This is a genomic window from Mesorhizobium sp. M8A.F.Ca.ET.202.01.1.1, assembly GCF_004791595.1.
Classification (GTDB): Bacteria; Pseudomonadota; Alphaproteobacteria; order Rhizobiales; family Rhizobiaceae; genus Mesorhizobium.
In genome coordinates, this window is record NZ_SRUN01000004.1 from 502480 (window position 1) to 510145 (window position 7666).

Consider the following 7666-nt stretch of genomic DNA (forward strand, 5'->3'; position numbering starts at 1 on the left):
CTTCCGCCATGGCTTTTGTGTCCGGGCGCCGTCTGGCGCAGCTGTTTGGCATTGTCGCCTTGGGCGCGTTGGCCACCGGTTGCACGACGGCGAAACCTGCGACCGACGCCAAGGGTGGCAAGCTCGCCTATGCGACAGAGCCGAAGGAGACCGGCGCCGGCGGCTTCTTCTCCTCGCATTCCTTCAGCGGTCTTGCCGGCCGCAGCGTCACCGTCAACAGCATCGCCGACCTCAGGCTGCGCAACCACGAGGTGGTGCTGACCTTCGATGACGGCCCGATGCCCGACCGCACAGAAAGCATCCTGAAAGTGCTCGACAATGCCGGCGTCAAGGCGACCTTCATGATGGTCGGCCAGATGGCCCGCTCCTACCCTGCCCTGGTGCGCGAGGTCGCCGCGCACGGCCACACGATCGGCACCCATACCCAGAACCATGCCAACCTGACGCATATGAGTGCCACGGGGGCGCAAGCGCAGATCGACGGTGGCATCAAGAGCGTGTCTGCGGCACTGGTGCCGTCCATGCACAGCGTCGCGCCCTTCTTCCGCTTCCCCTATCTCGCCTCGACGGCGACGCTGCGCCGTGAACTCGCGGCGCGCGGCATCGTAGTCATCGACGCCGATATCGATTCCAAGGATTATTTCCCGTCGACGCCGGACCAGTTGCGCAAGCGCACCATGGCCCGCATCGAGCAGCGCGGCTCCGGCATCATCCTGATGCACGACATCCACCCGCGCACCGCGCAAATGCTGCCGCACCTGCTGGCCGACCTCAGAGCCAAGGGCTACAAGGTGGTGCGGCTGGTGCCCGGCCACCGCGGCCGCGAACCGCTGGTGTCATCGCTGACGACAGGCACCGTGACGACGGTCCAGCAGACGGCCTACGCGGAGACCCGATAGGAGCACGGGAATTACGCCAAAACAAAGGGTTGATCGGTCCCCTAGCCGGCTTCCATGCTCCGCCAGAACTGAAGGACCGTAGCGGCGATCGCTTCTGGCGCGTCTTCCGGGACGAGATGCTTCGCATCAGGGACTGTCTGAAACGTCGCGCCGGGAATGCGCCGCGCCAGTTCCCGGCCGTCCTTTACCGGGATCCAATCGTCATTGTCGCCCCAGAGGATGGTGACCGGGCATCGAACCTCGCGATATCGCCACTCCACCTCCTCGCTGTACTTGTCATCCATCTGCGCGACTTGCCTCCAGAATGCCTTCTGGCCTTCGTCGCCAAGCCATGGACGCAGATAGGCCTGCATCTCGTCTTCGCGTAACGGATTGTACGTCGCGCCATCGATGTAGGCGCGTAGGATCGCTTCGTGAACATACGCTGGCAGCTCGGCAAAAACCTTCTCGTTCTGTTTGGCTGCCTGGACCAGCGGCGAACCTTGCGGGCTGATCGCCACCGGATCGATCAACACCAGCGAGCGGAACTCCAACCCATTGAGCAGATGACCGCGCAGAGCGGTCGATCCGCCGAAATCATGCGCGACCACGTCGGGCCGTTCCAGCTTCCAGTGGGCATAGAGCGCCGCGAACAATTCGTTCTGGATGCCGCGCGACACGTCGCCGTCAGGCTTGTCCGACCAGCCATAGCCAAGCATGTCGAAATAGTGGACGCGCCGCTGCTTCGCGAGCCATGGCGCGATGCGGCGCCACTCCACCGAGGAGAATGGGGTACCGTGAAGAACGACGGCGGGCGGTCCTTCTCCCATTACGCCCCAGGCAATTGAATGTCCTTGAAAGACAAAGCGTTCGGGCGGGCGCCACTCGATCGTCATCAGCATCGATCCAGAATTGCTGCCGGCCTACTCTTTCTGCTTGGCGCCGGCGCTCTTGCCGTCCGAGCTTTTCGAGCGTTCCTCGAAACGATCGGCGCCTTTCTTCAGCGGATGGCCCATTTCGGCCTCGGTCTTGCGCTCATCCCTGGCCGCCGCCTGTTTCAGTCCTGTGGCTGCCTGCTTGCCTTTCGCGGTCGGTGCCTGCTCGACGCCCATTGCTTCCTCCCTGGCGCGCAACAAGCGCGCGATGAGAAGCAACGCGCATAAGCGGCGGCGGTTCCAGCGGCTAACGCTGTCGGGCAACCCGGCAATGACGCGCCTCAGCGCGCCGTCATCGCCTTGCGGAACGCGTCCAGCGTCTCGGCGCTGACATGGTGCTCGATGCCCTCGGCGTCGATGCGCGCCGTCTCGGCACTGACGCCGAGCGAGCGCAGGAAGGCTTCCACCGTCTGGTGGCGGATGCGGCTTTCCTGTGCGACCTTGCGGCCGGCTTCGGTGAGGAACACGCCGCGATAGGGTTTTCGCGACACCAGCCCGTCGGCGCACAGCCGCGTCAGCATCTTGGCCACCGTCGGCTGGGCGACACCGAGCCGCGCGGCGATGTCGACCTGGCGCGCCTCGTTGCCATCCTCGATCAGATCGGCGATGAGCTCGACATAATCCTCGACCAGCGCGCTGCGGCGCGCTTCGCGGGTCTGCCGGAACCCTTCCGAATGGATATCGGCATCGAGCAACGGCTCACGCGGGACCGGTCTGTTCTTCAGCGCCAAGCGCACTCCTCCTCGGAAGTTTAGCCGTCGCTGCTTTTATAGCACAGGCTCTGATTCTTCAGGCCGTTTATTTGCATTCCGCGAGAGGTGCAACCGGCGTCTCCGGCTGCCCGCCCGTCACAACAAGCACCGACAATGAAATATAGCCTATTGCATAATGTTGAGCCATGGCATAGCTTATGGGCATTCTCCGGAACCTGCGGAAAGCCTTTTCATGTCAGAAGCAGACGTCACAGCCCCCCGGTCCGCATGGCGGTTCGCCAAACGGGAGGAGGACGATCAGCCCAGTCTGCGCGAGGTCAATTCCAGCGTCGCGGTGCCGAGTTCGGGCGTCTGGTTCCGCCGGCTGTTCGCCTTCATGGGCCCCGGCTACATGGTCTCGGTCGGCTATATGGACCCGGGCAACTGGGCGACCGACCTCGCCGGCGGCGCCCAGTTCGGCTACACATTGCTGTTCATCATCATGCTGTCCAACCTGATGGCGATCCTGCTGCAGGCGCTGGCGGCGCGGCTTGGCATCGCCACCGGCCGCGACCTCGCCCAGGCCTGCCGCGCTTACTACCCGCGCCCGGTCAACTTCGTGCTGTGGATCGCCTGCGAGCTCGCCATCATCGCCTGTGACCTCGCCGAGGTGATCGGCACCGCGATCGCGCTGCAACTCTTGTTCGGCATCCCGCTTATCGGAGGCGCCATACTCACCGCGCTCGACGCTTTCCTCGTGCTGCTCTTGATGAACAAGGGGTTCCGCTATCTCGAAGCCTTCGTCGTCGCGCTTCTGATCATCATTTTCAGCTGCTTTGCCATCCAGATCTTCGTTGCCGCCCCGCCGGCCGGCACGATCCTGCATTCGATGTTCGTGCCGTCTTCCGAGATCGTCACCAACCCGGCGATGCTCTACATCGCCATCGGCATCATCGGCGCCACGGTCATGCCGCACAATCTCTATCTGCACTCCTCGATCGTGCAGACCCGCGCCTATGAACGCACCGACGCGGGCAAGCGCGATGCCATCAAATGGGCGACGGCGGACTCCACCATCGCCTTGATGCTGGCTCTGTTCGTCAACGCCGCCATCCTGATCGTCGCGGCGGTCGCCTTCCACGACACCGGCCACCAGGATGTCGCCGAGATCGACCAGGCCTTCAAGCTCCTGTCGCCGCTGCTTGGCCTGGGCATCGCCTCGATCCTGTTTGCCGTGGCACTGCTCGCCTCGGGCCTCAACTCGACGGTGACGGCAACGCTCGCCGGCCAGATCATCATGGAAGGCTTTCTGCGGCTGCGCATCCCTAACTGGGCACGGCGGCTGCTGACGCGCGGCCTCGCTATCGTCCCTGTGGTGGTAGTCACCGCGCTCTATGGCGAGAAGGGCACCGGCCAGCTGCTGGTGTTCAGCCAGGTGGTGTTGTCAATGCAACTGCCCTTCGCTGTCATCCCGCTGGTGCAGTTCGTCTCCGACAAGAAGAAGATGGGCAACCTTGCCATCCCGCGCGGCGTGGCGGCGTTGGCCTGGGTTGTCGCGGCCGTCATCCTGGTGCTCAATTTCAAGCTGCTCTACGACACCATGTCCGGGGTTGGTTGAAGCTCCGTCTAATCCCGGGACAAACCGCCAGATCGCTCTATCTTTCCCGATGCCATGAGCAACATCGAAGACATCAGGAGATTCTACGCGCGGCTGATGGCGGCCAACGCCGCTTCATCGGATCCCCGCCTGGAAGAGGTGTTCGCCAGCGTGCCGCGCGAAGCCTTTCTCGGTCCGGGGCCATGGACGGTCATTGCCGGCAACGCCAAGATCACGACGCCGAGCGCCGACCCGGCCCATATCTACCAGAATGTGCTGGTGACGCTCGACGCCGAAAAGGGCATCAACAATGGCGAGCCGTTCCTGCACGCCATGTGGATCGGAAAGCTGGCGCCAAGACCCGGCGAGGCCGTCACGCATATCGGCGCCGGCAGCGGTTACTACACGGCTTTGCTGGCCACGCTGGTTTCGCCGGGCGGCACCGTCGCCGCTTTCGAGGTCGACGACCAGATGGCCGAACTGGCGCGCAGAAATCTCGAAGCCTATGGCAATGCGACTGTTGTCCATGGCGATGCCGTGACGTCGCCCCTGCCGCCATCCGACATCATCTATGTCAATGCCGGCGTCGTGGCTCCTCCCGCCGGATGGCTGAGGGCGCTGCGCCCCGGTGGCCGCATGATCTTCCCGTGGCGTCCGGCCGAGAGCATTCCGTTCGCGGTGATGGTGACCCACAGCGAAAAGGGCTTTGCCTGCCATCCTTTCATGCGCTCGTGGTTCATCCCTTGCGTCGGCGCCTCGGCGATCCCTCCTGAGGCGAAGATCCCGACACGCGAAGAAGCCACGCGCAGCCGTTCTGTCTGGCTGATTGAGGACAGGCAGCCAGACAGCACCGCCACGGCAATCCTCGGCGAAGTCTGGTTCTCCTCCGACCCGGTTCACGCCGGCGACAACGGCTAGAAATTTGTCGTCGCGTGTCGAAAAGGAAGCCTGCCGTTCGTCATAAGGTTGAACCCGGCCGTGACGGCGCGGATCGCAAAAAGGAGAAGACGGATGAGAAAAATCATCGCCGCGACCTTCGTCAGTCTCGATGGCGTCATGCAGGCGCCGGGCGGACCGGAAGAAGATCCGGTCGGCGGCTTCAAATTCGGCGGCTGGACATTCCACTACTTCGACGAGGTGGCGGGCTCGGCAATGGAGGACCTGTTCTCCAAGCCCTTCGCCCTGCTGCTCGGCCGCAGAACCTACGACATCTTCGCCGCGTACTGGCCGTATCAGAAAGATCCGATCGCGGATGCCTTCAACCGCGCGACCAAATATGTGGCGACGCATCGGCCGGATACCTTGGCCTGGCGGAGCACGCACGCGCTCGGGCCTGATATCATCGCGACTTTGCGCCGCCTCAGCCAAGAAGATGGACCTGACCTGCTCATCCAGGGATCGGGCAATCTGATCCAGACCTTGCTCGCCAACGGGCTGATCGACGAGATCCGGCTGATGACCTTCCCGCTGTTGCTGGGCAAGGGCAAGCGGTTGTTCGGCGATGCCGCGATGCCGGCCGCCTTCAAGCTTGTCAAATCGCAGGCTTCCACCACCGGCGTCATCATGGCGACCTATGAGCGCGCGGGCGAAATCGAAGTCGGCTCCTTTGTCACGGGCGAGCCATCCGACGCCGAACTCGAGCGCCGCAAGAACTGGAAGTGAGTGGTTCTTTCTCCCCGTCCCTATACGGGGAGAAGGGGCGCACCATCAAGCCGCCTGCGCCCGCCGCCCCAGCCCCTCACGGATATGCCGCGCGAACTCCCGCGCAGCCGTACCCACGCCATGCCCCGGCAGATGCAGGTTGATGGCAAAATTCGGCAGCGGCGGCAGGCCGGCGTCGAACGGCAATATGTCGAGATCCGCCGGCACGGTGGAAGCCAGCCATGTGGTGACGGCCAGGTCCGAGCGCACCGTCGCCGTGGTCGCGTCGATATTGCCGTTCTCGAACACGCTGCGCCATTCCAGCCCATACGCGTTGAGTGCAGACAGCACCACCGGCCGGAAGGCGCAGGTGTCGGCAACGATCGAGACCGGCAATGGCCGCTTGGCGCGGGCCGCCCCGCCCCTCGCCCCGACCCAGACCAGCCGGTCGACGGCCAGGCATTCGCCCGAGGTCGGGCCGACCCGCTCCTCGATCACCGCGAGGTCGATGGTTCCCGCCGCAAGCGCCGCCGCCAGTTCCGGCGAGGAGGCGCAGAGCAGCGATATCTCGACCTGCGGATAGGCTTCGGCATAGGCTTTCAAGACGGGCGCCAGCAAGGTGCCGACAAGGTCATAGGGCACGCCGAGCCGCACCTGGCCGGCGACAGCACTCCCTACCATCTCGGTCCAGATCTCGTCATTGAGGCTGAGCAGGCGCCTAGCCTTGTCGAACAGCCGCTCGCCGGAATGGGTCAGGCGCAGACCGCGCCGGTCGCGCTCGAACAGGCTGCAACCGAGCGTCTCCTCCAGCCGCTTGACCTGCTGGCTGACCGCGCCCTGCGTCAGGTGGAGCGCGTTGGCCGCCGCCGTCATGCTGGCCTTGTCGGCGACGGTGACGAAGGTGCGCACGAGGTTGGTGTCGAGATTGCGGATCATGTCTTCATTATAGATACTAATGCAGACCATCGCAAACATTGCATTTACTGATGCAAGCCGGCGTCTACCATGGACCTTCCGACAAAGGACGCCCCATGCTCCAGCCCATCCTGCCGCTGATCCTGTTTGCCTTCGTGGCCACCGCCACGCCGGGCATCGCCACCACCCTGTCGACCGCTTCCGGGGCCCGGTTCGGCTTCCGCCGCTCCGTTCCGCTGCTGGTCGGAAGTGCGACCGGCCTCGCAACGGTGACGGGCGCGGCCGGCGCTGGACTGGCCGGCCTGCTGCTGGCCATGCCGTCGCTACAGGTGGCGATGAAAATCATCGGTTCGCTCTATCTTGTCTGGCTGGCGATCAAGATCGGCCGCGCCGGGCCACCCAATCTCGACGTGACCATGGCCAGGCCGAACAGCTTCTTCGGCGGCGCCGGCATCCAGTGGATGAACCCGAAGGGTTGGGCGATGGGGCTGGGCGCGGCCGCCTCCTTCGCCGCGCTTGCCGACGGGCCAGGACAACTGGCGCTGCTGCTCGGCTCGACCTTCGGCCTTGCCGCGGCCATCTCGCTGTCTGCCTGGTGCGCGGCCGGCATGGTGCTGGCACGGCTGTTGAAGACCGAATGGCAATGGCGCGCGCTCAACATCGTGCTGGCGCTGGTGCTGGCCGCCTCGATCATTCCGATGTGGCAGCCGCATTAGAAGCGTCGGCCTTCCAGGAGTTGGGTTTCTTGCCCCGCCATAGCGCTACGGGACGCGTGCATTTCCAGGCGGCTGGTAGCGGCGATCGCGTGGCATGACGGCTTAGCGCGTGAATTGTCTTGTGCCGCGCTGGTCGACCCCCACTCCGTCTCGGCTTCGCCGAGCCACCTTGTATCTACACGAGAGAGATTTCGTGGGATTGAAGCGATTGAGCCAAGGTCCGGGCGGCCGCCCGGACCTTGGCTTGGCGAAGTCGCCCGTACCACCTGAGGTTACAGCCGCGGGAGAGCTT

The 7666-nt window shown here is 64.3% G+C and carries 9 protein-coding genes; 5 read left to right on the forward strand and 4 right to left on the reverse strand.

The annotated features are described in order from the left end of the window. Window positions 1–8: 8 nt before the first annotated feature. A complete protein-coding gene (locus EN845_RS13010; protein WP_127870040.1) occupies window positions 9–899 on the forward strand; it encodes a polysaccharide deacetylase family protein in 891 nt (296 codons plus the stop codon). Between the two features lie 41 nt (window positions 900–940). On the opposite strand, the gene EN845_RS13015 is transcribed toward EN845_RS13010, so the two are convergent. The 3 genes from EN845_RS13015 to mntR form a co-directional block, all read right to left on the reverse strand. Continuing rightward, a complete protein-coding gene (locus EN845_RS13015; RefSeq protein ID WP_127870039.1) occupies window positions 941–1774 on the reverse strand; it encodes an alpha/beta hydrolase in 834 nt (277 codons plus the stop codon). A 27-nt stretch (window positions 1775–1801) separates the two neighbouring features. Further along, window positions 1802–1990, reverse strand: a complete 189-nt coding sequence (locus EN845_RS13020; protein WP_127870038.1) for a hypothetical protein — start codon at window positions 1988–1990, stop codon at window positions 1802–1804. A gap of 104 nt (window positions 1991–2094) precedes the next feature. Beyond that, entirely contained in the window at window positions 2095–2544 is a 450-nt protein-coding gene (gene mntR / locus EN845_RS13025; protein ID WP_127870037.1) for a manganese-binding transcriptional regulator MntR, read from the reverse strand. Between the two features lie 214 nt (window positions 2545–2758). Between mntR and EN845_RS13030 the strand changes: the two genes are divergently transcribed. From EN845_RS13030 to EN845_RS13040, 3 genes are all read left to right on the forward strand, one after another. Continuing rightward, window positions 2759–4123, forward strand: coding sequence for an Nramp family divalent metal transporter (locus tag EN845_RS13030; RefSeq protein ID WP_127870036.1), 1365 nt, complete (start codon window positions 2759–2761; stop codon window positions 4121–4123). A 54-nt stretch (window positions 4124–4177) separates the two neighbouring features. Further along, window positions 4178–5020: a protein-L-isoaspartate O-methyltransferase gene (locus tag EN845_RS13035; RefSeq protein WP_167531338.1), complete on the forward strand. Its 843-nt coding sequence runs from the start codon at window positions 4178–4180 to the stop codon at window positions 5018–5020. Between the two features lie 93 nt (window positions 5021–5113). Then, window positions 5114–5764, forward strand: a complete 651-nt coding sequence (locus tag EN845_RS13040) for a dihydrofolate reductase family protein (RefSeq protein ID WP_127870034.1) — start codon at window positions 5114–5116, stop codon at window positions 5762–5764. A 45-nt stretch (window positions 5765–5809) separates the two neighbouring features. Here the strand turns inward: EN845_RS13040 and EN845_RS13045 are convergent, their stop codons facing one another. After that, complete coding sequence (locus EN845_RS13045) at window positions 5810–6679, reverse strand: LysR family transcriptional regulator (protein ID WP_127870398.1); 870 nt, start codon at window positions 6677–6679, stop codon at window positions 5810–5812. Window positions 6680–6774: 95 nt separating this feature from the next. Here EN845_RS13045 and EN845_RS13050 point away from each other — a divergent pair, with 95 nt between their 5' ends. Then, on the forward strand, window positions 6775–7374 hold the full coding sequence (locus EN845_RS13050) for a LysE family translocator (protein ID WP_127870033.1): 600 nt from the start codon (window positions 6775–6777) through the stop codon (window positions 7372–7374). Window positions 7375–7666: the final 292 nt, after the last annotated feature.